Origin of the sequence: Streptomyces sp. NPDC014891 (assembly GCF_043081085.1) — a bacterium.
GTDB lineage: Bacteria > Actinomycetota > Actinomycetes > Streptomycetales > Streptomycetaceae > Streptomyces.
The window spans coordinates 165800-190060 of sequence record NZ_JBIBWF010000005.1 but is presented as its reverse complement, the minus strand read 5'-3'; the positions used below and the strand labels follow the sequence as shown (position 1 = coordinate 190060).

Genomic DNA, 24261 nt, shown 5'->3' with positions numbered 1-24261 from the left:
CCGCACTGGATCTGTGAGGACTCACGTGAGCTCGAAACCCGTCGTACTCATCGCTGAAGAGCTGTCGCCCGCCACCGTCGACGCCCTGGGCCCGGACTTCGAGATCCGGCACTGCAACGGCGCGGACCGCGCCGAACTGCTGCCCGCCATCGCCGACGTGGACGCCATCCTGGTCCGTTCCGCGACCAAGGTCGACGCCGAGGCCATCGCCGCCGCGAACAAGCTGCGCGTCGTCGCCCGCGCCGGCGTCGGTCTGGACAACGTCGACGTCTCCGCCGCCACCAAGGCCGGCGTGATGGTCGTCAACGCCCCGACGTCGAACATCGTGACCGCCGCCGAGCTCGCCTGCGGCCTGCTGGTCGCCACCGCGCGCAACATCCCGCAGGCCAACACCGCGCTGAAGAACGGCGAGTGGAAGCGCTCCAAGTACACGGGCGTCGAGCTGAGCGAGAAGACCCTCGGCGTCGTCGGCCTCGGCCGCATCGGCGTCCTGGTCGCCCAGCGCATGTCGGCCTTCGGCATGAAGATCGTCGCGTACGACCCCTACGTGCAGCCCGCCCGCGCCGCCCAGATGGGGGTGAAGCTGCTGGCCCTGGACGAGCTCCTGGAGGTCGCCGACTTCATCACCGTCCACCTGCCGAAGACGCCCGAGACCCTCGGTCTCATCGGCGACGAGGCGCTGCACAAGGTCAAGCCCTCCGTCCGGATCGTCAACGCCGCGCGCGGCGGGATCGTCGACGAGGCCGCGCTGTACTCGGCGCTCAAGGAGGGTCGCGTCGCCGGCGCCGGCCTCGACGTGTACGCGAAGGAGCCCTGCACGGACTCCCCGCTCTTCGAGCTCGACCAGGTCGTCTGCACCCCGCACCTCGGCGCGTCCACGGACGAGGCCCAGGAGAAGGCCGGCATCGCCGTCGCCCGCTCGGTGCGCCTGGCGCTCGCCGGCGAGCTCGTGCCGGACGCGGTCAACGTCCAGGGCGGCGTCATCGCCGAGGACGTCAAGCCGGGTCTGCCGCTCGCCGAGAAGCTCGGCCGGATCTTCACCGCCCTCGCGGGCGAGGTCGCGGCCCGTCTCGACGTCGAGGTGTACGGCGAGATCACCCAGCACGACGTGAAGGTGCTCGAACTCTCCGCGCTCAAGGGCGTGTTCGAGGACGTCGTCGATGAGACCGTGTCGTACGTGAACGCCCCGCTGTTCGCGCAGGAGCGCGGTGTCGAGGTGCGCCTGACGACCAGCTCCGAGTCGCCCGACCACCGCAACGTGGTCACCGTGCGCGGCACCCTCGCCAGCGGCGAGGAGGTCTCGGTCTCCGGCACCCTCGCCGGCCCCAAGCACCTCCAGAAGATCGTCGCGGTCGGCGAGTACGACGTGGACCTGGCGCTCGCCGACCACATGGTCGTGCTGCGCTACGAGGACCGCCCGGGTGTCGTCGGCACCGTCGGCCGGATCCTCGGCCAGGCCGGTCTGAACATCGCGGGCATGCAGGTGGCCCGCGCCGAGGAGGGCGGCGAGGCGCTCGTCGTCCTGACCGTGGACGACACCGTCCCGGCCGCCGTGCTCACGGAGATCTCGGCCGAGATCGGCGCGGCCTCGGCCCGCTCGGTCAACCTGGTCTGAGGTCCCGCACGACCCCGTACCCGGTCGATGGACGATCGTCTGACACAGGCGTCCACCGGCCGGGTACCGTGCTGTCACGGGACACCGGGAAGACCTGCTCGAAGGCGCCCGCCCGTTCCCCTTCTCCAGGAGGCGGCGCCCGGCGGGCCCCGAGGTCCTCATGGGGGAGCGACGGGCCCGGACGGGGGAGTGACGGGCCCGGCTCAGCGCCACGGGATGTTGCGCCACGGGCTGCCCTCGTGGGCCGTCAGGGCGCGGTGGGCGGCCACGTTGCCCTCGTGAAAGCAGCCGTACTCCTCCCCGTCGAAACGCAGCACCCTGCCCAGCGCGTACCCCGCCGAGTACTCCTCCCAGGACGCGTACGCCGACCGGGCGAGCGCCCCCGCGTGGACGATCGCCTGTTCGGCCTCGGGAGGTGCGCAGAAGCGGGCCGAGAGGCCCCAGCGCGTGAGGTTCACCGCGCGCCCGTAGTCGTACGCGACCGTCCTGCGCACCCGTCCGTCCGGCGGCAGTAGCCCCTCGGCCCGGAACCGGGCCTCGTAGCGCACGATGCGGCGTACGAGCTCCTCGATGTGCCGCACCGCCGCCGGGCCCGCGCCCAGGTCCTGGGCGTGTCCCGCGGCCGTCTCGCGCCACTCGTCGGGCGTGGGCACCGCGGCGCGCGCGTGCCGCAGCTCCTCGCGGATCCGGAGGGCGAAGTCCGGCTCGGGCGGGCTGTTGCGCCCGTCGAGGAGCGCGTCGAGCTGCTTGCGCCAGCCGGCCCGGTCGGTGACGCCCCAGGCCTCGCGGAGCGAGTCGAGGTCCTCGGTGTAGTCCCGGTAGTGGCACCCGACGTCGTTCCACGGAACGCCGTTGCCGTAGGCCAGATGGGCGCCGCAGGCGAGTCCGAAGGCGAGGGGGCCGTGCAGCGGCCCGTGCCGCAGAGCGGCGAAGCGGTCGCCCGAGCCGTGCTCGCGCTCGCGGTACGCGCGCAACCACCCGGCCCGGTGCTCGGGCGTGGCCGGCAGCAGCAGCTCCCCGGGGGTGCCGCCGTTGACGGCGAGCAGCGCCCGGGGGTCCCGCCAGGCGCACTCGGCGGCCCACTGGAGGGTGATCCGGTGGAACACCAGGTCCGGTTGCCAGGGCGGCAGCATCCCGCGGGTGAGGAGCGGCCGGACGACCAGCCCCTTGGGGAGCTGCCGGGGCCGCCAGTAGACCGATGCGGGTTCGGCGTCCACCTCGGCCCGCGGAGCACCGATGAAGAGCTCGGCCCGGGCGAGGACACGGATCTGTTCCGCGAAGTCGCCGCGCAGCACCGCCTCGTGGAGCAGCTGCTCGGTCTCGGACGGCGGCGTCCAGGGGGCGGCGTGCGGTGCGGGCTTGCGGCGGGGGCTCATGACCACGGGATGTTCCGGTAGGGGCTCGAAGGGTCCTGGGTGAGGGCGCGATGGAGGGCCGTGGACTCCTGGTACATCGGCTCGGGGTCCCCCTCGTCGAAGTGGATCAGCCGGGCGAGCAGATAGCCGAGCGAGAACTCCTCCCAGGAGCGGTACGCCCGTCGCGCCGGTTCGAGGACCTTCAGGACGGACTCCTCGGCCTCCCGCGGATCGCAGTACCGCGCGCCCAGGGCCAGGCGCACGACGTTCACGGCCCGGCCGTGGTCGAAGGCGGCGAGGGTGTCGACCCGGCCGTCCGGCGGCAGGAGGCCGTCGGCACGGAAGCGCTCCTCGTAGCGGGTGATCCGCCGCAGGAACTCCGCGGCCTCGGCCCGGTCCTCGCCGTGGGGGTCGTCCCGCTCGAACGCCGCGGTCACCGCGGCGGCCCACTCCTCACCGGAGGGAGCGGCGCCCAGCCGGGCGGTGAGGGTGCGCCGGACGCCCAGGACGGACTCGGGGACCCTGCCGACCAGCCGGGTGGCGATGAGGATCCGCAGCTTGTCCCGGAAGTCCGCCCGGTGGTGGACGGCCCAGGGCCGGCGCAGCCGGGAGACGTCGGTCGGGTAGTCCTCGTACTGGGCGCCGAGGCCGTTCCACACCAGGCCGTTGAGGACGGCGAGGTGCGCGCCGAGCGCGAGGGCGTGCGCGACCGGGCCGTGCAGCGGGCCGCCCGCGTGGGTGAGCAGGCGGAGGCGGGGCGGGCCGCCGCCCCGGTCGCTCGCCTCCCGCCAGGCCTGCCGGTCCCGGGCCCGGGCCGGGAGGGCCGCGGCGAACGGGGTGTCGGGATTGACCGCGAGCCACCACCGGTCGTTCGGCCAGGCGGCGGCGAGCCGGCCGAGAGTGGTCTGCTGGAACACCCAGTCCGGGTGCCACGGCGGCAGCATGCCCTCGGTCAGCACCGGTACGACGGTGCGCCGGGCGGACCGGTCGCGCCGGGAGATCAGGGGAGGGACGTGACCGGGGACGTCCGCCTGCGCCCGTGCCTGCAGGACGTACAGCCGGGTCCGTCCGAGGGCGTCGAGCACGGCGGCGCGGTCGTCGCGTTCCCCCGCCTCGTACAGCAGTCGCTCGGTGTGCGTCGGCGGCGCCCCGTTCCCCGTGGTCATGGGGGAGATTCTATGAACGGGCCGAACCGGCCCGGCGGGGCGGCCGTTCGGAACCCGGCGGACTCAGAGCCGCGCCGACTTGAGGGACATGTGGAGCAGCAGGCGGTCCTCGCCGTCGTCCAGGTCCAGGCCGGTGAGCTGCTCGACCCGGGACAGCCGGTAGTAGAGGGTCTGCCGGTGGATGCCCAGGGCGGCCGCCGTGCGTCCCGCCTGTCCCGCGTTGTCGAGGAACACCTCGGCGGTGCGGGCCAGTTCGGCGTGGGCGGGGACCACCAACGGGGCGACGGCGGGGTCGACCTCGGGGTGGTACAGCGCCGCGAGCAGGCGGTACGGGCCGATCCCGGCCCACTCCGCCACCGGCCCGAGGCTCGGCTGCGCCGTGGCGGCGCGCGCGGCCGTGTTGGCCTCGCGCCAGGCCGCCGGGAGGTCCGTGAGGCCCCGGCGGGGGTTCGCGATGCCGGCCGGGGAGGCGGAGCGCAGCCGGTCGGCGGCCGTGCGGGCGGGGGAGAGGTCCTCGGCGGTGCGGAGCCGTACGAGGGCGGCGAGGGACTCGCCGGAGTCCCCCTCGGGGAGCACGGCGACCGCCGCCGCGCCGGGGACCGACCGGATGGAGGGGGCCTCGCCCTGCCAGGGGGTCACGCAGACGACGGCGTGCAGACCGTCCCCGCTGGGGCCGAGGGCGACGCGGAGGGCCGCGACGGCCATCTCGCTCTGCCAGCCGCGTCCGGCGGTCAGGGTCGCGGCGAACTCGCGCGAGAGGTCGGCGTCGGCGCGCTCCTCGTCGGCGAGCAGGTCGCCGATCCGGGTGGCCACCTCCATGGCGGCCGTGAGCCGGGCCGGCGGGGGGCCGGGCTCGGCGTCGAGCAGCCAGACGTAGCCGAGGACGACACCCCGATGGCGTACGGGCAGGCAGATGCGGTCGCGGAACACCCCGGCGTCCGGGGCGGCCGGGATGCGGACCGGGCCCGTCGCCCGGGTGATGCCGAAGCCCTCGAACCAGGCGCGGACGGCCGGGGTCGACTTCCGCGTCAGGATCGACCGGGTGCGGACGGGGTCCATCGCGCTGTCGTCGTCGCTGTCGTGGGCACCGAAGGCGATCAGGCCGAAGTCCCGGTTCTCCAGCGTCGCGGGTGCGCCCAGGAGCGCGGAGATCTCGTCCACCAGTTCTTGGTAATCGCCCTTCACAGCGCCATTCTCGCACCCTCTCAGACATATGTATGAGAGGCCGCCCACGGATGCGTGACAGCTGTAGATGGCGGACGATCGGAGCGGTCCCTAGGTTTCACGGTGGTTCCTCGTGCTGTTCCCGGATTCTTCGCAAAGACCGGGTACGGCCCCCTTCGTCCCCCTGTCCTTCTGGAGGTCCCCGTGCTGGGTCCCGTGATCCTCGCCGCGTCGCGCAGCGACAAGATGCGCCGTTTCGTGTCGGCCGCCCCCGGGACCAAGCAGGTCGTCGCCCGCTTCATCGCCGGTCAGACGGTCGAGGACGTCGTCCCGATCGTCCAGGAGCTGAGCGACCGCGGCCTGGAGGTCACCCTCGACGTCGTCGGTGAGGACATCACCACCGTCGAGCAGTCGTACGCCGCCCGCGACGCCTACCTGGAGCTCATCGGGCGCCTGAAGGAGCTGGGCCTCGGCGAGCGCGCCGAGATGTCCGTGAAGCTCTCGATGTTCGGCCAGTCGCTGGAGAACGGCCACGAGCTGGCCCTCGCGAACGTCCGCCCGGTCGTGGCGGCCGCCGCCGAGATCGGCACCACGGTGACGCTGGACGCCGAGGACCACACGACCCTCGACTCGATGTTCGCCATCCACGAGGAGCTGCGGAAGGACCACCCGCAGACCGGCTGCGTCATCCAGGCCTACCTCTTCCGCACCGAGGACGACGCCCGCCGCCTCGCCGCGAACGGCTCCCGCGTCCGGATCGTGAAGGGCGCCTACAAGGAGCCCGCCTCGGTCGCCATCCAGGACAAGCCCGGGATCGACAAGGCGTACGTCCGGATCATGAAGATCCTGATGGACGGCGAGGGCTACCCGATGATCGGCTCCCACGACCCGCGCCTGATCTCCATCGGCCAGGAGCTCGCCCGCCGTGCCGGGCGCAAGCTGGACGAGTACGAGTTCCAGATGCTGTACGGCATCCGCAGCGAGGAGCAGAACCGCCTCGCGGCCGAGGGCCACCGGATGCGTGTCTACACCGCGTACGGCACCGACTGGTACGGCTACTTCATGCGCCGCCTCGCGGAGAAGCCGGCCAACCTCCTCTTCTTCGTCCGCTCCATCCTCACCAAGGGCTGAGCCCACCTCTCACAAGGAGTCACGAGACTTATGGACGCTGTCACCCAGGTCCCCGCTCCGGTCAACGAGCCGGTGCACAGCTACGCCCCCGGCTCCCCCGAGCGCGCCCGCCTCGAGACCAAGCTCAAGGAGCTGGCCGAGAACCCGCGCGAGCTGCCGATGACCATCGGCGGCGTGAAGCGCCTCGGCGGCGGCGAGGAGTTCAAGGTCGTCCAGCCGCACAACCACAAGGCCGTCATCGGCACCTTCCGGGGCGCCACCGAGAAGGACGCCCAGGACGCCGTCGACGCGGCCCTGGCCGCGGCCCCCGCCTGGCGCGCCATGTCCTTCGACGACCGCGCCGCGATCATCCTGCGCGCCGCCGAGCTGCTCGCCGGCCCGTGGCGCGAGACGCTGGCCGCGTCCACCATGCTCGGCCAGTCGAAGACCGCCCAGCAGGCCGAGATCGACACCCCGTGCGAGCTCGTCGACTTCTGGCGCTTCAACGTGGCGTACGCCCGCCAGATCCTCGCGGAGCAGCCGCCGGCGAACTCCCCGGGCGTGTGGAACCGTCTGGACCACCGCCCGCTGGAGGGCTTCGTCTACGCGATCACGCCGTTCAACTTCACGGCCATCGCGGGCAACCTGCCCACCGCCCCCGCCCTCATGGGCAACGTGGTGGTCTGGAAGCCGTCCCCGACGCAGACCCACTCCGCCGTGCTCCTCATGGAGCTCCTGGAGGAGGCCGGCCTGCCGAAGGGCGTCATCAACCTGGTGACCGGCGACGGCATCGCCGTCTCCGAGGTGGCCCTGAACCACCCCGACCTGGCCGGCATCCACTTCACGGGTTCGACCAGGACCTTCCAGCACCTGTGGAAGACGGTCGGCACCAACATCGAGAAGTACCGCTCGTACCCGCGGATCGTCGGCGAGACCGGCGGCAAGGACTTCGTCGTCGCGCACCCCAGCGCCGACCGCGCGATCCTGAAGACCGCGCTGACCCGCGGCTCCTTCGAGTTCCAGGGCCAGAAGTGCTCCGCGTCCTCGCGTGCGTACGTCCCCGCGTCCATCTGGAACGACGGCTTCAAGGAGGAGTTCGCGGCGGAGGTCGACGGCATCACCATGGGTGACGTCACCGACCTGTCGAACTTCATCGGCGCCGTCATCGACGAGCGCTCGTTCGCCAAGAACAAGGCCGCGATCGACCGCGCCGCGGCCGACCCGACCTGCACGATCATCGCCGGCGGCACCTACGACGACTCGGTGGGCTACTTCGTCCGCCCGACCGTCATCGCGTGCACCGACCCGGAGAACGAGGTCTTCAAGGCCGAGTACTTCGGTCCGATCCTGGCCGTCCTGGTCTACGAGGACGAGAAGTACGACGAGATGCTGACCCAGATGGAGTCGGTCTCGGACTACGCCCTCACCGGCTCGGTCATCTCCGGCGACCGTGCCGCGGCCGCGTACACGATGGAGAAGCTCCGCTTCGCCGCGGGCAACTTCTACATCAACGACAAGTCGACCGGCGCCGTCGTCGGCCAGCAGCCGTTCGGCGGCGGCCGCGCCTCGGGCACCAACGACAAGGCCGGCGCCCCGCAGAACCTGATGCGCTGGACGCTGACCCGCGCCATCAAGGAGACGCTGGTCCCGCCGACCGAGTACGGCTACCCCCACATGGGCTGACGCCCCCGCCTCCCCCGGAGGCCCGCCGCGCGAGCGGCCCCCGATCACCGCCCCCCTCCCCGGTCCCCCAACCGAGGACGGGGGCGGTTTCAGGTTCGGTCATCCGACCGGCGCCGACCACGGCCCCGGCTCTCCCCGAGAGCCGGGGCCGTCGGTGACCCGGTGAGCTGTGGTCCCGCGCTCGACGGGTCCAGGTGCGGCTACCGCGGGATGACGAATCCGCGGGTGGGCCGGTGACGGTCGAGTGCTGCCACACGGGCGACGACGTCCCCGGTGATGTCCCGGCCGTCGTCGGGGTCGACGACCCGCCAGGCACCCGCTCGGCGTGCCGGGTCCACCGGCTCCAGGGTGCCGGGGATCCCGTACTTGCGCATCGAGTCGTGCAGGGCCTTGACGTCGCGCGCGTCCATGGCGGCTCTCCTTGCGTCGGCAGGCGCCAAGCCTATTCAGGCTGAGGCGGGTGGACGGCGCAGTTGCCGGGGTTGATCGGGCCGCAGCCGCCGGGCGGGGTGTGCCGGACCACGCCGACCAGCTGCCCGACGCGTCCGGTCCAGAGCTCCGGGTCGGGGGTGTAGCCCGCCTGCTCGATCAGGGCCATGGTGCGGGTGATGACGTCCGGGTCGCGGCGGGCCGCCTCCGGGCGCTCGGGGTAGTGGTGGACGGTGCGGCCGAGGCGGCTGCACAGCGTGGCATACAGGTGGGTGTGGAGGATGAGCGCGTGCCAGCCCTCGTCGACCTCCTTCGTCGGGGAGATCCGGGCCGTGGGGAAGAACGCCGCGGCCGCGACGAACTTGAGCGCCTCGACCACGACCCGGCCGGCCTTGTCGGCGGTCCACTCGGGGTTGTCGTCCAGGACCGTGTGCATCACGCCGTTGAACGCGGCGTCACTGAGCATGGCGCGGGCGCCGGCCGGGCTGCCGGGCGGCTCGGGACTGGCCGAGCAGGGGGTGGGGTTGCCGGTCGTGCAGGCCATGGGTCCTCCTGGTGGTGGATGTCCGATGGTGCAGGGCCCGCCCTGCTGAGGGGCGGGAGTCACTGGGCGATGCCGACGACGAGCGTCGCGAGGATGCCGAGGGTGATCAGGCAGTAGAGCGCCTGGCGCTGCCACTCCTTCACGAGGACGAGGGGGTGAGCGGGGGCAGCCCCGGGCGGGCCACGTAGGGCGGCCGCCGCTCCGTGGTCGCGCGGTGGTCGCGGAGCGCCGTGACCATGGACCGGGCAACCACCGCGAGCATCCGGGCGTAGGACCACGTGCCGAGCGGGCCGGTGCCGGGCCCGTCCTGCTGGAGCTGCGCCCAGTCCCTCAGGGCGCCCTGCCCGCGCACCGGGCGCTCGTCGGAGGGGATGGTCTCGATGCCGACGGCGAGGCCGGCGCAGTGCGTCAGGAGGGTGTCCGTCAGCCGCGCGAGTTCCAGGGTCCCGACGGTGTCCTGCATGGTGAGGGCCCGGCGGACGGTCGCCATGGCCGCGTCTTCGGCATGCTCCTCGATGGTCGTAGTGATCTGGAGGAGAGCCGGACCGAGATCTACCTCGATGATGCGGTCGGACTGCTCGGCCATCGGGTGCTCCTGCCGTCGCGGGCTTTCGGTACGACGACGGTAGGAGCGGTGCGCGCGAGGAGAGGGTGGAGATTCCCCCACCCCTGTCTGGCGTCAGGCCGCGAGGACGCCCACCTTCACGGCCAGCTCGGCGGCGCGGCGCCGACGCGCGGTCACCTTGGATTCGGCCTGTTCCAGAAGGATCGCCCGGGCGTACCCGTTGTACTTGATCGTCTCCGGTGCCGCCTCGTGCGCCTGCGCCAGGGTCGCGATGGCGACGTCCGGCTGTCCGTCGAGCTGGTAGCCGCGGGCCTGCTCGATGCGGTGCCGCGCGCGGCGCGGGCGGGACGGGATCGCGGTGGCGTCCGCCCGAGCCGCCTGCCGCACGGATTCGGGGCCGGAGTGCAGTTCGACCGCGACGGTCACGGCGTGGGCGCCCATGATGGCCCGGGAGAACGAGGTGACCGGGTGGTAGTAGGTCTCCGGTAGCCGGGCGGCCATGTCCTGTGCGGTGTCCCAGTGGTGCCATGCCGCTGCCGTCTCGCCGCGGCGCGCCGCGGTGTACCCGGCCTCGAAGGTCAGGGCGCCCGCGATGGCGAGGACCTCGCGCGAGGCGTCCGGGAGGAGCGGCTGGAGGAAGGCGAGCGCCTCCAGGTTCACGGCGTCGGCCGCGTCGTAGTGCCCGGGCCCGGAGTCCCGGTGCGCCTGTGTGAGGAGCCACGCGGAGACGCCGATGGTGTGCGCGTCGTCCGACTGCTGGGCGGCGACCATGCTCCGCTCGGCAACGCGCCACAGGAGCGAGGCGTCGGGCTGGTAGGCGAGGAAGAACTGCGACAGGCTGTAGACCTCGGCGAGGACGGCCTGCGCCGCGCGCCAGTCCGCGGGGGCCTGCGCCTGCTTCACCGCGAGCCGGGCATCCCTGATCAGGTCGGGCAGTAGGGCGCCGATCTGCTCGCGGTGGTTCGGTGCGGAGTGCCGGGCGGCCCATGCGGCAGCGAGGCGGGCGGCGATGTGCCGGGCCGGCGGAGCCTCGTCGGTGGAGCCGGGCCCGAAGCTGTCGACGGCTGCGCGCACTGCGGCGAGCCGCGGGTGCCCGGGGCCGACGAAGAGGTCGATGCGCATGTCGTTTCGTCCTGTGAGGTCGGCGAGGTTCCGGACGCGGAGGGCCTCGGCGATGCGGTACACCGTCTCGAGCCCGGGTGCCTGGAGGCGGCCGCGTTCGATGTCCTTCACCCAGTCGACGGACCTGCCGAGAAGGCCGCCGAGGACCGTGCGGGTCATGCCACGGCGCTCACGGAGGATCTGCATCCTCTGCCCGAAGGCCAGGCGGTCGGCATACGGGTCGGGGGAAGCATCAGATGGCACGGCCTTGCCCCTATCTCTGCACGGACTCGACACCCGACAGGGTAGGGGGCAGGACCTTGGCTGTGTGATCCACAAAGCAAGAATCCGCTCCCTCCCGGCGTGGCGGACTTGGGCCCGGACGACTTACGGGCCGCCCGGTGACGATTTCGCGGACGGGGGCGGTTCTCATCGTGCGGGCTTAGGCTGCTGGGAGGGGGTTCGGTGAGGAGGCACGACATGCCCGGTTCGACGACACTCGGCCCTGGGCACGGGGTCGACGCGGTCGAGCATCTCGACGCGTTGCGGATGATGTCCCTGGTCAAGCGGCTCCACGGGCTGCTGACGGAGTCGGGGCCCGACCGGATCACGGACGCGCAGGCCGCGGCCCTGAGCGGGGGCGAGGCCTCCTCCCGGGAGGAGCTCGCCGGCTGGCTGGAGCGGGTGGGCCGGGATCTGGAGAGGGCTACGGCCTGAGGTCGGCGCGCCGCGCGAGGAAGTCCCCGATCAGCTCCGCGATCGCCGGCGCGTGGGTCTCCAGGGCGAAGTGGCCCGTCGGGAGCAGGTGGACCTCGGCGTCCGGGAGGTCCCGGCGGAACGCCTCGGCGCCCGCGGGGACGAAGATCTCGTCGCCCTCGCCCCAGACCGCGAGCAGCGGGGCCCTGCTGGTGCGGAAGTACTCCTGGAAGGCCGGGTAGAGCGCGAAGTTGGAGCCGTAGTCGGCGATCAGGGCGAGCTGGATGCCGTCCTGGCCCGGGCGGGCCATGAGCGCCGCGTCGTGGTGCCAGGCGTCCGGGCTCAGCAGGTCCCGGTACGCGGCCGGCACGCCCGTCTCGTACTGCCACCGGATGCCGTCCAGGGAGCGGATGGCGCGCACCGGTGCCTCCGTCTCCGGGGTGCGCTCCTCGATCAGGGCGAGGACCGGCGCCCAGGCCTCGGCGCCGAGCCCCTCCTCGTAGGCGTTGCCGTTCTGGGTGACGATCGCGGTGATCCGCTCCGGGTGGGCGAGGGCGAGGCGCAGGCCGATGGGGGAGCCGTAGTCCTGGAGGTAGATCGCGAACCGCTCCAGCCCCAGGATCTCCGTGAACTCCGAGGTGAGCGAGGCCAGTTCGGCGAAGGTGTAGTCGAAGTCGGCGGCGTCGGGGGCCGCGCTGCGGCCGAAGCCCAGGTGGTCGGGGGCGATCAGCCGGTAGCGGTCGGCGAGCAGCGGGATCAGGTCGCGGAACATGTGCGAGCTGGTGGGGAAGCCGTGCAGCAGGAGGAGGACGGGCGCGTCGGCCGGACCGGCCTCCCGGTAGGCGATCTCGTGGCCCCGGACCGTGGCGGTGCGGTGGTGGACGGACAGGACGTCGGACGTCATATCTAACCCCTTGCGTGCGTGACAGCGGTTATGCGAGCACTCAAGCAGGCGCCCTCTAACCTGTCAATGGTTAATTAGGGGTTAGAAGTGCTGTGGGAGTCTGGGGGCATGACCCTGAGGACCGCGCCCACCCACGAACTCGGGGCCGACCGGCTCCGCTCCGTACGCGAGCTGCTCGACGAGGCCTTCGGTGGAGATTTCTCCGACGAGGACTGGGACCACTGCCTCGGCGGCGTCCACGCCTGGATCGAGGACGAGCACGGCATCGCGGCCCACGGCGCCGTCGTCCTGCGCCGCGCCCGCCATCGCGGGCGCTCCCACCGCGTCGGGTACGTCGAGGCCGTCGCCGTCCGGGCCGGCCTCCGGCGGCAGGGGCTCGGCGGCGCCGTGATGGCCGCACTGGAGCGGGTGATCGACGGGACCCACGCCTTCGGGGCCCTCGGCGCCTCGGACGAGGGGGCCGCGCTCTACCGGGCGCGCGGCTGGCGGGTCTGGGAGGGTCGCATCGAGGCGATGGGGCCCGAGGGGCCCGTCCGGCTCGCCGAGGAGGAGGGGCACGTCCTGCTGCGCCCGGCGGCCGGCCGGACACTGCCCGATCCCGCCGCCGCGCTCGTCTTCGACTGGCGCGACGGCGACGTGATGTGAGGAGGGGTCAGGGGGAGGTCGGGCGCTCCTGGTCCACCCGCCCCTTGGCCGTCTCCAGGTGCGAGGTGAACAGGGCGGAGAACATCGAGGCGAGGGCGATGGTGATCGCGAGCCCGCCCGTGCCGAGCGTCCCGACGAAGCAGGCCGCCGTCGCGGCGCCGACCACGACGGCCCACACCGCGAGCGCCGCCTTGCCGCGGCGGCTCAGGAACAGCCACCGGCGCGGGGCGGCCGGCCGGGCGTCCAGGGCTCCGGCGGGGCCGGCCGTCGCCGCCCGCGGCCGCTTGAAGTAGCCGTACACCAGCCACTCCCCGCACGGCTCCCAGCCCTCCGGCTCCAGCTCGGCCAGCACCCTGGCCCGGCGCCCGGCGCCGATGACCTCGCGGCGGTACTCCCAGCGCAGGGTCGCCGTCGCGGGACGGCGGCAGACGAACCGGCCGAGGGGGTCCAGGGACTCCACCTCCCAGCCCTGGTCGCCGTGGACGGCGAGCATCCGGCGGTCGTTGAAGAGGTCCGCCGTCCAGGTCCAGCTCTCCGCCCGGTCGTCCGGTTCGCCCGGCAGCGGCGCGAGGCCGCCGAGCCGGGCGGCGAACGCGGCGGCCGGGCCGAACTCCTCCTCCGGGTGCGCACCGGTGCCGGAGAGGTGCCCGCGCAGGTCCTCGACGGTGGCGTCGACCTGCTCCGGCGGCACGCCCGCGGAGCGCAGCGCGTCGGCGAGCTCGGTGAAGTAACGGTCGGATGCGGTGGTCATGCGGTGGTTCCCCCTGGGTGGAGCGTGGTCTCGACGGCGCGGTGGAAGCGCAGCCAGTCGCGGCTCTCGGTGGCGAGGTGCTCGCGCCCCCGTGCGGTGAGCCGGTAGTAGCGGCGCCCCGGGCCGCGCTCCGCGGCGCGGAACTCGGCCTCCACCAGACCCGCTTCCTCCAGCCTGTTCAGTACGGGATAGAGCGTCCCGCCCTTGATCTCGCCGAGTCCCGCCTCGGCGAGCGCCTTGGCGATCTCGTACCCGTAGCTCTCGCCGTCGGTCAGGCGGGAGAGGACGAGCAGGTCGAGGACTCCCTTGAGCCAGCTGGATCTGCGGTCTGCGGCCATGGGTGTATTGCACCATCAGCTAGATAGCCATGCAAACTAGATAGCGGGGCCGAGTTCATCGGGCGACCAGCATCTTCCCCAGGTTCTCGCCCCGCAGCATCCCGAGGAACGCGCTCACGATGTGCTCGAAGCCGTCCACCACCGTCACGTCCAGGGGCAGCGAGCCGTCACGCAGCCCCGGAACGGCGAGCTCGTACAGCTCCTCCAGGGCGTCGGAGTGGTCGCGGACCAGGAACCCCTCCAGCCGGATGCTCTTGCCGACCACGTCGAAGAGGTTGCGCGGAGCCGGCGGGGGAGCGGAGAGCGAGTGGTACTGGCCCACCGCGCCGACCCAGGCGATCCGCCCGAACGGGCGCAGCGCGCCGATCGCCGCCTCCAGATGGTCGCCCCCCACCCCGTCCAGCACCGCGTCGAGCCCGTCCGGCGCCGCCGCGGCGAGCAGCTCCGGGACCGGGCCGTCGTGGTAGTCGAAGGCCGCGTCGAAGCCGACCCGCTCCGTCAGGTACGCCGCCTTCCGCGCCGAACCCGCGCTGCCCACGAGCCGGCCCGCGCCCAGCAGCCGGGCCAGCCGGCCCGCCGCGGTGCCCACCCCGCCCGCCGCGGCCGAGACGAACAGGTCCTCACCCGGCTGGAGGCGCGCGATCCGGGTCAGGCCGACGAAGGCCGACAGGCCCGTACCGCCGAGCAGGCTCAGGTGCGCCGCGAGCGGGACGCCGGGGCCGAGGTCCGGGACCTTCCTCGCCTCGGCGGGGGACACGACGGAGTGCGTGCGCCAGCCCCGGCGGTGCAGGACGAGGTCGCCCGGCCGCAGCGCGGGGTCGCGGGACTCCAGGACCCGGCCCAGCGTGCGGCCCTCCATGGGGGAGCCCAGGGTCCAGATCTCGTCCGAGTCCATCGCCTCGCGGTGGTAGGGGTCGACCGACCACTGGAGGTTCTCGACCAGGGCGGTGCCCGGCTCCGGTGCCGGGACCGCGGACTCGGTGAAGGCGAAGAGGCCGGGCGTGGGGAAGCCGTCCGGACGGGCGGTCTGCCGGACGGTGATCATGGTGTCGTTCGTCATGCCGCCGACCGTAGGAAGGAATCCGGCGGCCGGGCAGGGGGTAGCGTCGATGGCCGCGGCCCCTCCATGAACGCCGCTCATAGATACAGGTGGGAGCCCCCGTGACCGAACTCGCGCCCCGCGAACTGCGCGTCTTCGTCGCCGTCGCCGACACCGGCGGCTTCTCGGCGGCCGCCGCCGTCCTCGGCATGACCCAGTCCGCGGTCTCCCACTCGGTGCGGGGCAGCGAGCGGCGGCTGGGCGCGGTCCTCTTCGACCGCGGCCGGTCCGGCGCGACCCCCACGCCGGCGGGCGCGGTGGCCCTCGCGCACGCCCGGCGGGTCCTCCGGCTCCTGGAGGTGATGGGCTCCGAGGTGCGCGCCGCGGCGAGTGCGGCGGCAGGCGCCGGGGCGGGCGCGGGCGCGGGCGTCCTCGCCGGGCCGCTGCGGATCGCGGCCTTCCGCAGCGCCGCGCTCCATCTGCTCCCGCGGGCCCTGGGGCGTCTGACGGAGCGGCACCCGGGGATCGTGCCCGAGGTGCGGATCGTGCGGGAGGTGGGGCGAGGGACCGCCGGCGAGGTGCTCGACGGGCGGGCCGACCTCGGCATCGCGACGCTCGGCACGACCTCGCCCGTCCCGCCGGAACTGGTCGGCGGCGTCCTGGTGGAGGAGGGGTACGCGCTGGTGCACCCGGCGGGCCATCCGGCACCCCGCTCGCTCCCGCTCATCGACTGGACCGAGAACTGCACCTCGTACACGCGCGACTGGTGGGCCGGGCAGGAGTGGCTGCCGCCCGCCACCGTCCGGGCCGAGGACGACGGGACAGTGCTCTCGATGGTGGGCACCGGCTTCGGGATGGCGGTCATGCCGGAGCTGTCCCTGGTCGGAGCGCCGCCCTCGGTCGAGATCACCGATCTCGGTCCGGACCGCCCGACCCGCTCCGTCGGCTACGTCACCACCCCTGAGCTGGCCTCCTCGCTCGCCGTACGGGCCCTCATCCGCGAGCTGCGGGCCATCGCGGGCTGACGCGCCGTGGCGCGCCGTCTCAGATAGTAGGAAGTCCGAGTAATTGTGGAGACAGATGAGGGGACCTGCCCTAGCTTTGTAGAAGCCGAACGTCTCGCTTCATCAGCGAATGGCGGTCGAGAGCGCGACGCCCTGTGCAGGCAACCCCTGCGGCGGCGCTCCCCGCCCCTGCCGGCGCCTTCGATCACCACTGATCTCCGCACTTCAGATCACCACTGATCTCAAGGAGTCGATCCCCCATGGCAACTCAGACCGCCCGCCGCGTCCGCCACTCCGCCAACCGTCCCAGCGACGAGGCCCGCCAGAACGCCGCCGCCGCCCTCCAGCGCGCCCTCGACCGCCGTGACAACGGCGGCTCCACCGGCCACTGACCCACCGTCGTCCGAATAGCGCTTCGTCCGCATGATGGACGAGACGTGTCAGACGATGGGACGAAGAGTAGGGTGCCGACATGTCTCACAGCATCAATCTCGCAGTCATTCCCGGCGACGGCATCGGCCAGGAGGTCGTGGCCCAGGGCCTCAAGATCCTCGCGGCCGTCCTTCCCCAGGACGTGAAGCTGGAGACCGAGGAGTACGACTTCGGCGCCAAGCGCTACCACGCCACCGGTGAGACCCTCACCGACGCCGACCTCGACTCGCTCAAGAAGCACGACGCCATCCTGCTCGGCGCCATCGGCGACCCGTCCGTGCCGTCCGGGGTCCTGGAGCGCGGCTTCCTCCTGAAGCTCCGCTTCGCCTTCGACCACCACGTGAACCTGCGTCCCTCGAAGCTGCTCCCCGGCGTCGCCACCCCGCTCGCCGGGCAGCCCGAGATCGACTTCGTCGTGGTCCGCGAGGGCACCGAGGGCCCGTACACCGGCAACGGCGGCACGATCCGCAAGGGCACCCCGCACGAGGTCGCCACCGAGGTCTCGGTCAACACCGCCTTCGGTGTCGAGCGGGTCGTCCGCGACGCCTTCGCCCGCGCCCAGGCCCGCCCGCGCAAGAAGCTCACGCTGGTCCACAAGAACAACGTGCTGACCTTCGCCGGCCACCTGTGGACGGACATCTTCACCAAGGTCGCGGCCGAGTTCCCCGACGTCACCACCGACTACCTGCACGTCGACGCCGCGACGATCTTCCTCGTCACCGACCCGGCCCGCTTCGACGTGATCGTCACCGACAACCTCTTCGGCGACATCATCACCGACCTCGCCGCGGCCGTCTCCGGCGGCATCGGCGTCGCCGCCTCGGGCAACATCAACCCGAGCGGCGCGTTCCCGTCCATGTTCGAGCCGGTCCACGGCTCCGCGCCGGACATCGCGGGTCAGGGCAAGGCCGACCCCACGGCCACCGTCCTCTCCGTCGCGCTCCTGCTCCGCCACCTCGGCTACGAGACCGAGGCCGCCCGGGTCGAGGAGGCCGTCGCGGCCGACCTCACCGAGCGGGGCGACTCCGTCCGCACGACGGACGAGATCGGCGACGCGCTCGCCGCGCGAGTAGCGAGCTGACCCGCGCCGACTGACTCTCCACAGCAGCCGCCGGGTCGCCTCAGCGCCCGGCGGCTGTACCTGTGCGGCCGCAGGGTGCAACCATCGAACCCTGGACCGTGTTCACCCGTTTCGTGCACCGGCCCCCACGAGCGATAATCGAACGTGGGGCCGCGGCATGCGGGCATGCTCGGACGTCCACGTACCGCGGACGTCAGCCGCAGACTGAGGCGTGAGCGCGGTCCGACACACACAACCGGTGAAGGACACGCACTCATGACGACGCCCACCATCGAGCTCAAGCCCTCCTCCAGCCCGCTGTCCGACGCGGAGCGCGAGGCGATCCTGGCCAACCCCGGGTTCGGCCGCCACTTCACCGACCACATGGTCACCATCCGGTGGACCGAGGGCCGGGGCTGGCACGACGGGCAGCTCGTGCCGTACGGCCCGCTCTCCCTGGACCCGGCGACCAACGTCCTGCACTACGCGCAGGAGATCTTCGAGGGCCTGAAGGCCTACCGCCGCCCCGACGGCTCGGTCGCCAGCTTCCGTCCCGACGCCAACGCCCGCCGCTTCCAGGCCTCCGCCCACCGGCTCGCCATGCCCGAGCTGCCCGTCGAGACCTTCGTCGAGGCCTGCGACGTCCTCGTCCAGCAGGACAAGGCGTGGGTCCCGGCGCACGGCGGCGAGGCCTCGCTCTACCTGCGTCCGTTCATGATCGCGACCGAGGTCGGCCTGGGCGTCCGCCCGGCCAACGAGTACCTCTTCGTCGTCATCGCCTCCCCGGCCGGCCCGTACTTCCCCGGCGGCGTGAAGCCCGTCTCCATCTGGCTCTCGGAGAACCGCGTCCGCGCCGTCCCCGGCGGCGTCGGCGACGCCAAGACCGGCGGCAACTACGCGGCCTCGCTGCTCGCGCAGGCCGAGGCCGCCGAGAAGGGCTGCGACCAGGTCGCCTACCTCGACGCCGTGGAGCACAAGTGGGTCGAGGAACTCGGCGGCATGAACCTGTACTTCGTGTACGGGAACAAGCTCGTCACCCCCACCCTCACCGGTTCGCTGCTCGCCGGCATCACCCGCGACTCGCTGCTCAGGCTGGCGGCGGACCTCGGCCTGGAGCCGGAGGAGGGCCGCGTCTCCATCGACCAGTGGCAGGCCGACAGCGCGAACGGCTCCCTGACCGAGGTCTTCGCCTGCGGCACCGCCGCCGTGATCACCCCCGTCGGCACGGTGAAGTCCGCCCGGGGCGAGTGGCAGCAGTCGGGCGGCGAGCCCGGCGAGGTCACGATGAAGCTCCGCGAGGCGCTCCTCGCCGTCCAGACCGGCAAGGCCGAGGACGTCCACGGCTGGATGCACCAGCTGGGCTAGTCGCCCGCCTCGGAGGACGCCCCGCCGGCCGTGCCGGGCCCACGGCCCGGCCGGCGGGGCGTCTCCCTGAGAACGGCTCCCTGAGAACGGCTCCCTCGGATCGGGCCCGGAGTCCCGCCCGCCGTCGGGGCCCGCGATCCGTCCCGCGGCCGGGCCCACGGCTCTGCCCGTTGACCGGGTCCCGGGCCTGGCCCGGCCCCGTCCGAGGAGGCCGGTCCTACTCCGCGGTCGCCAGGGCCTCCGGAGCCGTCGCGTCCACCGGGGCCCTGTTCGGCGTCAGGACCGCGTACAGGGTTCCGCCCACGAGGCCCGACAGCACGAAGCTGCAGTCGATCCCGCCGGTCAGCGCCAGCAGCGGCCCCTCGTACAGGGGCGTCGACACCCCGGCGAGGCCGACCGCCGCGCCGATCGCCCAGGAGGCGGTGGCGCGCGGGTGCCAGCCCGCCGAGTACCAGTAGATCCCGCCGCGCGAGCGCCGGTTGTAGACCTGGAGGGCCTCGGGGTCGTACGCGCCGCGGCAGCGCACGTGCCCGATCAGGGTGATCACCGCCCAGGGCGTGCCGATCGCCGTGAGCAGCAGCACGAACGAGGTCATCGCCGACTGGGCGTCCGAGGCGAAGTGTCCGAGGAAGACGAAGGCCGTCGCGACCGCCGCGACCACGAGCGTGGCCCGGGCCCGGGTGGCCTTCGGCAGGATCGCGTCCAGGTCGAGGCCCATCGAGTACAGCATCAGCCCCGCGTTGCCGACGGATCCGGCGGTGGCCGCGAGCAGCAGCGGGACGAGGTACCAGGCGGGCGAGGCGGCGACCAGCGGCCCGGCGTAGTCGAGTCCGCCGCGGGCGGCGAGCGCCGTGAACGTGCCGAAGAGCTGGGGGACCAGCAGTCCGACGAGCAGGCCGAGACAGGTGGCCCGCCAGACGGACCGGGAGCTGTGCCGCTCGGGGGAGACGTACCGGGTGTAGTCGCCGAGCAGGGTGATGAAGGCGACCGGTCCGCTGAGGCCCGCCGCCACCGCCGAGAGCAGCCAGGTCGGCCAGAACGAGCCGAGCAGGTAGGGGGTGTCCGGCACGGCGGCCGCCGTGAAGTCGCCGGCGTACGCCAGGAGTCCGAGGGCGAGGAGCACGGTCATGACGACCGAGAGCGCCTTGCTCAGCTTGAGCAGCAGCCGGTAGCCGTACACCGCGGCGACCGCGGTTCCGGCCGCCAGCAGCGCGTAGACGGCCGCGTGCGCGGCGCCGCCGGTCGGGAGGCCGACCAGCCGGGCAAGCGTTCCCACCATCACGTCGCCGCCGATCCAGAGGGTCAGCGCCGTGTAGCCGAGGGAGAGCAGCAGGCCGACCACCGAGCCGACCAGCCGGCCCCGGACACCGAAGAAGGCGCCGGAGGAGGTGGAGAGGTTGGTGGCGGTGCGGAGCGACACGAGGGCCAGCGGGGCGGTGACCGCGACGCCGACCAGGGTGCCGGTGAGGACGGAGGTCACCGAGGCCCAGAGCCCGAGCCCGAAGGAGACCGGCAGCCAGCCGAAGACGATCACCCCCAGGCAGAGGTTGGACCCGAGCAGGATCGCGACGAGATCCCGGGGCCCGCTGGTGCGTTCGGCCTCGGGGACGGTGTCGACTCCGCGCTGTTCTATGGGCATGGGGTCTCCTGGGACGGGAGCGGCGGGCATATTTAGAGCGACGCTCAATGTGACCTGAGCCAGCACGCCGAGTCAATGCTTGGAGGAAAGCGGCTGAACATTTAGAGTGTCGCTCAAAAGAGTGGCGAGGGGACGGCCCGCCCCGTACGCGGGACGGCGGACCCCGGCCGCACCGACCGCCCGCCCCGACCCGCCTGCGCCGACCCACCTGCACCGCTCCGACCGGCCGGGGCGTCCCGACGACCAGCCCTGCGAACGCCCCCGGCCCACCCGGACCGTCTAGCCCCACGAGGACCCGTCACCATGACCTACCGCATGCCCGCCGAGTGGACGCCGCACGAGCGCACCTGGATGGCCTGGCCCAGCCCCAACCCCACCTTCACCAACGCCGAGGAGCTGGCCGAGGCCCGTACGGCCTGGGCGTCCGTGGCCCGCGCCGTACGCCGCTTCGAGCCCGTGACGATGGTGGTGGCCCCCGGCGACGCCGACTCCGCCCGCGCCCTCGTGGGCGAGGACGTCGAGCTGGTCGAGCGGGACCTCGACGACGCCTGGATGCGGGACATCGGCCCGACCTTCGTCACCGACGGCACCGCACTGGCCGCCGTCGACTGGGTGTTCAACGGCTGGGGCGCCCAGGACTGGGCCCGCTGGGAGCACGACTCGAAGATCGCCCGGCACGTCGCGGACACGGCGGGCGTCCCGGTCCTCTCCTCCCCCCTCGTCAACGAGGGCGGCGCCCTCCACGTCGACGGCGAGGGCACCGTCCTGCTCACCGACACCGTGCAGCTCGGCTCCGGCCGCAACCCCGGGTGGACCCGCGAGCAGGTCGAGGCCGAGATCCACGCCAAGCTCGGCACGACCAAGGCGATCTGGCTCCCGCACGGCCTCAGCGGCGACTACGGCCTCTACGGCACCCAGGGCCACGTCGACATCGTCGCCGCCTTCGCCCGCCCCGGCACGGTCCTCGTCCACAGCCAGCAGGACCCGGCCCACCCCGACTACGAGCGCTCCCGGATGTACGTGAACATCCTGCGCGGCCAGACCGACGCCCAGGGACGCCCCCTGGAGGTCGTCGAGATCCCCGCCCCGACCGTCCTGAAGGACGAGGAGGGCGACTGGGTCGACTACTCGTACATCAACCACTACCTGTGCAACGGCGGCGTGGTCCTCTGCGCCTTCGACGACCCGCACGACGAGCTGGCCGCCGAGATCTTCCGCCGCCTCTTCCCGGAGCGCGAGGTCGTCCTGGTCGACGCCCGCACGATCTTCGCAGGTGGGGGCGGTATCCACTGCATCACCCAGCAGCAGCCGAAGGTCTGAGGCCGGGAGGGGGATGAGGTAGAACGTACGAGTGACCCGTATGGACCCCTCCGACCCCTCCCGCCCCTCCGTCGCGGCCGCCCCGCCCCGCCGGCGCAACCAGGCCGCCCCGCCCCGCGAGGAGCTGCTCGCCGCCGCCATGGACACCATCGCCGAGCGCGGGCTCGACGGGCTCACCATGGCGGGGCTCGGGCGGCAGGTCGGGATGAGCAGCGGGCACCTGCTCTACTACTTCCGCACCAAGGACGAGCTGCTGCTCCAGACCCTGGAGTGGAGCGAGGGGCGCCTCGGCGCGGAGCGCAGCGCCCTGCTCTCCCGGCCCGGGACCGCCCGCGAGCGGCTCGACGGGTACGTCGACGTCTATGTGCCCGACGGCCCGCGCGATCCGCACTGGATCCTCTGGCTGGAGGTGTGGAACCGGTCCCAGAACGCGGACGCCGACGCCCGGGTCCGCCAGGCCGCCATCGAGGGGGCCTGGCACCGCGACCTGGTCGCGATCCTCGCCGAGGGCGTCTCGCGCGGCGAGTTCCGGCCGGTCGACCCGGACCGCTTCGCCACCCGCACGAGGGCGCTCCTGGACGGCTTCAGCGTGCACGTCGCCGTCGGCGTGCCCGGCACCGGACGCGAGCAAGTCCTGGCGCACGTACGAGAGTTCATCGAGCAGGACCTGCTGCCGCGACCCTGACCGCGACCCTGACCGCGACCCTGATGCGACCCTGGCCGCGACCCTGGCCGCGGGCCGGCCCGCCGCCGTCCCCGCCCGGGCCGCGACCACAACGCACGCAAGTACACGGGATCGTTGCCCGCTGCACCCTTGTTGCCCCGGCGTCACCTCCGGCACGGTTCCGGTCCATGGGACGAGAGCACTGGAAGAAGATCTGGGTCGGCTCCGCCGGCAACATGGTCGAGTGGTTCGACTGGTTCGTGTACGCCAGTTTCGCCACCTACTTCGCGGGGGCGTTCTTCCCCGAGGGGAACGACACGGCCAAACTCATGAACACCGCCGGCATCTTCGCCGTCGGCTTCTTCATGCGTCCCGTCGGCGGCTGGCTCCTCGGCCGGGTCGGCGACCGCAGGGGCCGCAAGGCGGCCCTCACCCTCACCGTCACCCTGATGTCCGCCTCCGCGCTCCTCATCGCGGTCGCGCCCACCTACGCCGTCGCCGGGTACGGCGGCGCCGCGGTCCTCCTGGTGGCCCGCCTCCTCCAGGGACTGTCCGTCGGCGGCGAGTACGCCGCCAGCGCCACCTACCTCACCGAGGCCTCGGCCCCCGAGCACCGCGGCTTCGCCTCCAGCTTCCAGTACGTGTCGATGACCGCCGGCCAGATCCTCGGCCTCGGCCTGCTGCTCGTCCTCCAGCACACCCTCTCCACCGAGGCCCTGCACAGCTGGGGCTGGCGCATCCCCTTCGTCCTCGGCGCCCTCGGCGCGGCCGTCGTCTTCTACCTGCGCCGCACGATGCTGGAGACGGAGGTGTACGAGACCACCGCCGACGACGGGGTCGCGAGCGACCAGAAGGGCACCCTCACGGCGCTCTGGGCGCACCGGCGCGAGGCCTTCCTCGTCGTCGCGCTCACCATGGGCGGCACCGTGGCGTACTACACGTACACCACCTACCTCACCAAGTACCTCTCCAACTCCGCAGGCCTCCCCAAGCAGACCGCCACCCTGGTCTCCTTCTGCGCCCTCATCGTCTTCGCCTGCCTCCAGCCGCTGGCCGGACGCCTCTCCGACCGCATCGGCCGCCGCCCCCTGCTCATCACCTTCGCGGTGGGCTCCACGCTCCTCACCGTCCCGATCCTGACGATGCTGAAGCACGCCGGCTCCTTCTGGCCGGCCCTCGGGCTCTCGCTGCTCGCGCTGGTCGTCGTCACCGGCTACACCTCGATCAACGCCTGCGTGAAGGCCGAGCTCTTCCCCACCGGCATCCGCGCCCTCGGTGTCGCCCTGCCGTACGCCGTCGCCAACGCCCTCTTCGGCGGAACGGCCGAGTACGTGGCCCTCTGGTTCAAGGACGCGGGCGTCGAGTCGGGCTTCTACTGGTACGTGGCGGGCTGCGCGGCCGTCTCCCTGGTCGTCTACCTCACGATGCGCGAGACCCGGGACATCGACCTGGGACGGGTCGGCACGGACGGAGGCGACGCCCGGCCCGGCCGCGAGCCGGACCGGCTGCCCGTATCGTGAGATCCCCGTCCCGCCGGGACGCCACCTGTGTCAGACTTCCGGCGTGCTTGCTACCACGATGATTATCGGCAGCAGCGCGCCGGTCCGCAGTGGCCACTGAATCGCGGCACGACCCCCGCGGCAGTGGACACCGTGCCTCAGACCCGCGCGCA

24 protein-coding genes are annotated in these 24261 nt (G+C 72.8%); 12 read left to right on the top strand and 12 right to left on the bottom strand.

The annotated features are described in order from the left end of the window. The first annotated feature begins 25 nt into the window (after positions 1–25). Positions 26–1615 (top strand): phosphoglycerate dehydrogenase, encoded by a 1590-nt coding sequence (gene serA, locus ACF09E_RS16220; RefSeq protein ID WP_392205776.1) that lies wholly within the window; start codon positions 26–28, stop codon positions 1613–1615. A 203-nt stretch (positions 1616–1818) separates the two neighbouring features. Here the strand turns inward: serA and ACF09E_RS16215 are convergent, their stop codons facing one another. The 3 genes from ACF09E_RS16215 to ACF09E_RS16205 form a co-directional block, all read right to left on the bottom strand. Further along, complete coding sequence (locus ACF09E_RS16215) at positions 1819–2991, bottom strand: DUF1266 domain-containing protein (protein WP_392205775.1); 1173 nt, start codon at positions 2989–2991, stop codon at positions 1819–1821. Beyond that, positions 2988–4136 carry a DUF1266 domain-containing protein gene (locus tag ACF09E_RS16210; protein WP_392205774.1) on the bottom strand — a complete coding sequence of 383 codons (1149 nt, stop codon included), beginning with the start codon at positions 4134–4136 and terminating at the stop codon, positions 2988–2990. The genes ACF09E_RS16215 and ACF09E_RS16210 overlap by 4 nt, the downstream gene beginning before the upstream one ends. A 63-nt stretch (positions 4137–4199) precedes the next feature. Next, positions 4200–5321 (bottom strand): PucR family transcriptional regulator, encoded by a 1122-nt coding sequence (locus ACF09E_RS16205; protein ID WP_392205773.1) that lies wholly within the window; start codon positions 5319–5321, stop codon positions 4200–4202. Between the two features lie 183 nt (positions 5322–5504). Here ACF09E_RS16205 and ACF09E_RS16200 point away from each other — a divergent pair, with 183 nt between their 5' ends. Both ACF09E_RS16200 and pruA read left to right on the top strand, forming a co-directional pair. Next, a complete protein-coding gene (locus tag ACF09E_RS16200) occupies positions 5505–6431 on the top strand; it encodes a proline dehydrogenase family protein (protein WP_392205772.1) in 927 nt (308 codons plus the stop codon). Positions 6432–6461: 30 nt separating this feature from the next. Continuing rightward, complete coding sequence (gene pruA, locus ACF09E_RS16195; protein ID WP_392040502.1) at positions 6462–8093, top strand: L-glutamate gamma-semialdehyde dehydrogenase; 1632 nt, start codon at positions 6462–6464, stop codon at positions 8091–8093. 200 nt (positions 8094–8293) lie between these two features. On the opposite strand, the gene ACF09E_RS16190 is transcribed toward pruA, so the two are convergent. From ACF09E_RS16190 to ACF09E_RS16175, 4 genes are all read right to left on the bottom strand, one after another. Further along, the gene (locus ACF09E_RS16190) at positions 8294–8503 is read right to left on the bottom strand and encodes a hypothetical protein (protein ID WP_392205771.1); all 210 of its coding nucleotides are present in this window, start codon (positions 8501–8503) and stop codon (positions 8294–8296) included. Positions 8504–8535: 32 nt separating this feature from the next. Then, positions 8536–9066, bottom strand: a complete 531-nt coding sequence (locus ACF09E_RS16185; RefSeq protein WP_392205770.1) for a glycine-rich domain-containing protein — start codon at positions 9064–9066, stop codon at positions 8536–8538. A 139-nt stretch (positions 9067–9205) separates the two neighbouring features. Next, complete coding sequence (locus ACF09E_RS16180; RefSeq protein WP_392205769.1) at positions 9206–9652, bottom strand: hypothetical protein; 447 nt, start codon at positions 9650–9652, stop codon at positions 9206–9208. Between the two features lie 93 nt (positions 9653–9745). After that, on the bottom strand, positions 9746–10996 hold the full coding sequence (locus tag ACF09E_RS16175; RefSeq protein ID WP_392205768.1) for a helix-turn-helix domain-containing protein: 1251 nt from the start codon (positions 10994–10996) through the stop codon (positions 9746–9748). A gap of 216 nt (positions 10997–11212) precedes the next feature. Here ACF09E_RS16175 and ACF09E_RS16170 point away from each other — a divergent pair, with 216 nt between their 5' ends. After that, entirely contained in the window at positions 11213–11449 is a 237-nt protein-coding gene (locus tag ACF09E_RS16170; RefSeq protein ID WP_388793741.1) for a hypothetical protein, read from the top strand. On the opposite strand, the gene ACF09E_RS16165 is transcribed toward ACF09E_RS16170, so the two are convergent. Further along, positions 11439–12332 carry an alpha/beta fold hydrolase gene (locus tag ACF09E_RS16165; protein WP_392205767.1) on the bottom strand — a complete coding sequence of 298 codons (894 nt, stop codon included), beginning with the start codon at positions 12330–12332 and terminating at the stop codon, positions 11439–11441. The two genes, ACF09E_RS16170 and ACF09E_RS16165, sit on opposite strands and share 11 nt — an antisense overlap. Positions 12333–12440: 108 nt before the next feature. On the opposite strand from ACF09E_RS16165, the gene ACF09E_RS16160 reads away from it, so the two are divergent. Then, entirely contained in the window at positions 12441–12977 is a 537-nt protein-coding gene (locus tag ACF09E_RS16160; RefSeq protein WP_392205766.1) for a GNAT family N-acetyltransferase, read from the top strand. Between the two features lie 7 nt (positions 12978–12984). On the opposite strand, the gene ACF09E_RS16155 is transcribed toward ACF09E_RS16160, so the two are convergent. Genes ACF09E_RS16155 through ACF09E_RS16145 form a run of 3 tightly spaced genes read right to left on the bottom strand, consistent with a single transcriptional unit; the run spans position 12985 to position 15126 of the window. Further along, complete coding sequence (locus ACF09E_RS16155; RefSeq protein WP_392205765.1) at positions 12985–13728, bottom strand: hypothetical protein; 744 nt, start codon at positions 13726–13728, stop codon at positions 12985–12987. After that, complete coding sequence (locus ACF09E_RS16150; RefSeq protein WP_383869599.1) at positions 13725–14066, bottom strand: PadR family transcriptional regulator; 342 nt, start codon at positions 14064–14066, stop codon at positions 13725–13727. Before ACF09E_RS16150 ends, ACF09E_RS16155 begins: the two co-directional genes overlap by 4 nt. Before the next feature lie 55 nt (positions 14067–14121). Then, positions 14122–15126, bottom strand: a complete 1005-nt coding sequence (locus ACF09E_RS16145; RefSeq protein WP_392205764.1) for a zinc-binding dehydrogenase — start codon at positions 15124–15126, stop codon at positions 14122–14124. 101 nt (positions 15127–15227) lie between these two features. Here ACF09E_RS16145 and ACF09E_RS16140 point away from each other — a divergent pair, with 101 nt between their 5' ends. The 4 genes from ACF09E_RS16140 (at position 15228) to ACF09E_RS16125 (ending at position 18966) form a co-directional block, all read left to right on the top strand. Continuing rightward, positions 15228–16130 carry a LysR family transcriptional regulator gene (locus ACF09E_RS16140; RefSeq protein ID WP_392205763.1) on the top strand — a complete coding sequence of 301 codons (903 nt, stop codon included), beginning with the start codon at positions 15228–15230 and terminating at the stop codon, positions 16128–16130. A gap of 239 nt (positions 16131–16369) precedes the next feature. Then, positions 16370–16501 (top strand): hypothetical protein, encoded by a 132-nt coding sequence (locus tag ACF09E_RS16135; protein WP_260461862.1) that lies wholly within the window; start codon positions 16370–16372, stop codon positions 16499–16501. An 80-nt stretch (positions 16502–16581) separates the two neighbouring features. Then, a complete protein-coding gene (locus ACF09E_RS16130; protein ID WP_392205762.1) occupies positions 16582–17622 on the top strand; it encodes a 3-isopropylmalate dehydrogenase in 1041 nt (346 codons plus the stop codon). A 255-nt stretch (positions 17623–17877) separates the two neighbouring features. Continuing rightward, positions 17878–18966: a branched-chain amino acid aminotransferase gene (locus ACF09E_RS16125; protein WP_392205761.1), complete on the top strand. Its 1089-nt coding sequence runs from the start codon at positions 17878–17880 to the stop codon at positions 18964–18966. A gap of 217 nt (positions 18967–19183) precedes the next feature. Here ACF09E_RS16125 and ACF09E_RS16120 read toward each other — a convergent pair whose 3' ends face one another. Beyond that, complete coding sequence (locus ACF09E_RS16120; RefSeq protein ID WP_392205760.1) at positions 19184–20605, bottom strand: cytosine permease; 1422 nt, start codon at positions 20603–20605, stop codon at positions 19184–19186. A gap of 303 nt (positions 20606–20908) precedes the next feature. On the opposite strand from ACF09E_RS16120, the gene ACF09E_RS16115 reads away from it, so the two are divergent. The 3 genes from ACF09E_RS16115 (at position 20909) to ACF09E_RS16105 (ending at position 24109) form a co-directional block, all read left to right on the top strand. Further along, positions 20909–21925, top strand: coding sequence for an agmatine/peptidylarginine deiminase (locus tag ACF09E_RS16115; protein ID WP_388793760.1), 1017 nt, complete (start codon positions 20909–20911; stop codon positions 21923–21925). Between the two features lie 139 nt (positions 21926–22064). Further along, complete coding sequence (locus ACF09E_RS16110; protein WP_361851144.1) at positions 22065–22610, top strand: TetR/AcrR family transcriptional regulator; 546 nt, start codon at positions 22065–22067, stop codon at positions 22608–22610. Between the two features lie 167 nt (positions 22611–22777). After that, on the top strand, positions 22778–24109 hold the full coding sequence (locus ACF09E_RS16105) for an MFS transporter (protein ID WP_392205759.1): 1332 nt from the start codon (positions 22778–22780) through the stop codon (positions 24107–24109). Positions 24110–24261: the final 152 nt, after the last annotated feature.

What these genes read in the sequence shown, in the direction of transcription:
- ACF09E_RS16125 (WP_392205761.1), top strand. Translation starts at nt 17,878, where the DNA reads ATGACGACGCCCACCATCGAGCTCAAGCCCTCCTCCAGCCCGCTGTCC.
- ACF09E_RS16105 (WP_392205759.1), top strand. Translation starts at nt 22,778, where the DNA reads ATGGGACGAGAGCACTGGAAGAAGATCTGGGTCGGCTCCGCCGGCAAC.
- ACF09E_RS16115 (WP_388793760.1), top strand. Translation starts at nt 20,909, where the DNA reads ATGACCTACCGCATGCCCGCCGAGTGGACGCCGCACGAGCGCACCTGG.
- ACF09E_RS16130 (WP_392205762.1), top strand. Translation starts at nt 16,582, where the DNA reads ATGTCTCACAGCATCAATCTCGCAGTCATTCCCGGCGACGGCATCGGC.
- ACF09E_RS16185 (WP_392205770.1), bottom strand. Translation starts at nt 9,066, where the DNA reads ATGGCCTGCACGACCGGCAACCCCACCCCCTGCTCGGCCAGTCCCGAG.
- ACF09E_RS16110 (WP_361851144.1), top strand. Translation starts at nt 22,065, where the DNA reads ATGGACACCATCGCCGAGCGCGGGCTCGACGGGCTCACCATGGCGGGG.
- ACF09E_RS16150 (WP_383869599.1), bottom strand. Translation starts at nt 14,066, where the DNA reads ATGGCCGCAGACCGCAGATCCAGCTGGCTCAAGGGAGTCCTCGACCTG.
- ACF09E_RS16120 (WP_392205760.1), bottom strand. Translation starts at nt 20,605, where the DNA reads ATGCCCATAGAACAGCGCGGAGTCGACACCGTCCCCGAGGCCGAACGC.
- ACF09E_RS16170 (WP_388793741.1), top strand. Translation starts at nt 11,213, where the DNA reads ATGCCCGGTTCGACGACACTCGGCCCTGGGCACGGGGTCGACGCGGTC.
- pruA (WP_392040502.1), top strand. Translation starts at nt 6,462, where the DNA reads ATGGACGCTGTCACCCAGGTCCCCGCTCCGGTCAACGAGCCGGTGCAC.
- ACF09E_RS16210 (WP_392205774.1), bottom strand. Translation starts at nt 4,136, where the DNA reads ATGACCACGGGGAACGGGGCGCCGCCGACGCACACCGAGCGACTGCTG.
- ACF09E_RS16190 (WP_392205771.1), bottom strand. Translation starts at nt 8,503, where the DNA reads ATGGACGCGCGCGACGTCAAGGCCCTGCACGACTCGATGCGCAAGTAC.
- ACF09E_RS16215 (WP_392205775.1), bottom strand. Translation starts at nt 2,991, where the DNA reads ATGAGCCCCCGCCGCAAGCCCGCACCGCACGCCGCCCCCTGGACGCCG.
- ACF09E_RS16155 (WP_392205765.1), bottom strand. Translation starts at nt 13,728, where the DNA reads ATGACCACCGCATCCGACCGTTACTTCACCGAGCTCGCCGACGCGCTG.
- ACF09E_RS16165 (WP_392205767.1), bottom strand. Translation starts at nt 12,332, where the DNA reads ATGACGTCCGACGTCCTGTCCGTCCACCACCGCACCGCCACGGTCCGG.
- ACF09E_RS16160 (WP_392205766.1), top strand. Translation starts at nt 12,441, where the DNA reads ATGACCCTGAGGACCGCGCCCACCCACGAACTCGGGGCCGACCGGCTC.
- ACF09E_RS16180 (WP_392205769.1), bottom strand. Translation starts at nt 9,652, where the DNA reads ATGGCCGAGCAGTCCGACCGCATCATCGAGGTAGATCTCGGTCCGGCT.
- ACF09E_RS16145 (WP_392205764.1), bottom strand. Translation starts at nt 15,126, where the DNA reads ATGACGAACGACACCATGATCACCGTCCGGCAGACCGCCCGTCCGGAC.
- ACF09E_RS16135 (WP_260461862.1), top strand. Translation starts at nt 16,370, where the DNA reads ATGGCAACTCAGACCGCCCGCCGCGTCCGCCACTCCGCCAACCGTCCC.